1 pseudogene is annotated in these 1924 nt (G+C 77.1%); it reads right to left on the bottom strand.

Features of this window, described 5'->3' with window-relative positions:
* Positions 1 to 122: 122 nt before the first annotated feature.
* Positions 123 to 1924, bottom strand: a pseudogene (locus tag CKO13_RS11900) (VanZ family protein); the annotation flags it as partial.

Below are 1924 nucleotides of genomic sequence, written 5' to 3'. Positions count from 1 at the left end.
GTTCAACCCCCGCTCGCTGCGCGCCCACGAGCGCCTCGGCGCCCGGCGCACCGGCAGCCTGGTCTACCTCGAGCTCGGCACCTACGAGCTGCTGTGCAGCACCCGGCGCCCCTACATCGCCGTCACCCGCCCCGGCGGCCGGCTCCCCGCTGTAACGGTCTCCCCACCGGCGACGCCCCGGCTAGCGCACCGAGCAGCAGCGCCAGGTAGAAGAGCACGGCGATCGCCGGATTGAAGAAGATCGTGCTGAACAGGCCGATGGCCAGCGCCCCGCCGACCCCCGCGAGCGCCGCCGCGGCGCTCGGCGCCCCGGCAAGGGCGCGGCGCAGCAGCAGGAGGAGGCCGCTGAGCAGCAGGGCGAGCCAGGCGCCCAGGCCCAGCAGGCCCTGGTCGAAGTAGAGCTCCAGCCACTGATTCTCCGTGCGCCAGGCGCCGAGGCGCTCCGGGGTGAAGTACCAGTGGCGGCCGTAGTGCTCGAAGCCGCCGTTGCGCAGGTGCGACGCCTCGGTCCCACCGCCGCCGCCCGTCAGGCGGAGCCGATCGATCTCGACGACGCCGGGGTTGCCGTCAATCCGGGTCACCGAGAGGACGAGCCCCCGGCGAAGCCCCGGGGGCCCCGGCGCCAGGCCCTCGAGGGTGAGGCGCCACTGGCGCCGCTGCCAGCCGTCGGCGGCGACCTCCAGCCCCAGCTCCCGGCTGCGGCACGCGAAGCGGTAGAGGATCGCCTCCTCGCAGACGGCGACCCTCAGCCGCCCGCCGAGCTCCCCCCGCGCGCGGACCTCGAGCGTGTACGGCCCGTCCCGGGGGAGCAGGAGCAGCCGCTGGCTCAGCCGCGGCGTCCCCCCGCTGCCGAGGCGCAGCACCCCCCGGCCGTCCTCCCGGACAAAGGCGAAGTCCGCCGGCATCCGCCCGCCCGGATTGCCGTAGCGGTAGGCCTCCGGGAACGCCCCCAGCCCGCGGCCCAGCCACGGCGTCCAGGCCCCGCCGCCGGGCAGCGCCAGGATCGACTGCCAGCGCGCCAGGCGCCCCTGGGCATCCGCCCCCGCCTCCGACCAGCGCCGCTCGGCGAAGCCGTCGGCGACCCCCCAGGCCACGGCGGCCGCCACCACCGCCGGGCTCAGCGCCAGCGCCGCGGCGCGCGCCCCCCCTAGCCGCCAGCCGCGCACCAGGGCCAGGCCGCCGAGCCCCGCGAGCAGCAGCAGCGCCACGGCCAGGCCGAGCCACCCCCCTCGCGAGTAGGTCACGAGCGCCGCGTAGCTGCCGGAGGCCGCAATGGCCGCGGTCCAGAGGAGGCCCAGGCGGCGGCGCCAGCCCCAGAGCAGCGCGAAGGGCAGCGTCAGGACCAGGAAGGTCTCGACGCTGGGGCCGCCGACGTGCATATCGGCGAACCAGCCGGTGACGCGGTAGGCGGCCTCGAAGTCGAGGAGCCCGGGGTAGAGCGCCCGCTCGCGGAGGACCACGGCCGTCGCCGCGAGCCAGCCCAGCGCCATGCCGGGGACCAGCCCGCGCTCGAGCTGCTCGCGCGGGGCCACCGGCGTCCTGCGCGCCAGGAGCAGCAGCAGCAGCGTGATGAGCAGCCCCTTGGCCACCCGCAGGGCGTTCCACGGGGTGGCGTAGTGGCTGAGCGCCCCGGGGTCGCCGGGCGGCAGCGGCCCGAGGCCGATCCCCAGGGCGATCAGCGTCGAGAGCGCCAGCACCGCCAGCGGCCAGCGCAGCCGCCGCGGCAGGAGCCGGGCCCGGCCAGGGGCGGGCCAGCGCGCCAGGGCCACGGCCAGGCTCATCACCACGAGGAGGTCCACCGCCCCGAGGTACAGCCACCCGGTCAGCAGCGAGCCGTCGAGCACCGCCACCGCCGCGGGCAGGAGCCACAGCCACGCCAGCGGGTAGCGCGCCAGGATCGCGGCGTAGGCGAGCAGGGAGAGCA

Origin of the sequence: Halorhodospira neutriphila, assembly GCF_016584055.1 — a bacterium.
In the GTDB taxonomy this organism is placed as follows: domain Bacteria; phylum Pseudomonadota; class Gammaproteobacteria; order Nitrococcales; family Halorhodospiraceae; genus Halorhodospira; species Halorhodospira neutriphila.
The sequence above is the reverse complement of the archived record's forward strand: the minus strand, read 5'-3'. Positions and strand labels throughout refer to the sequence as shown.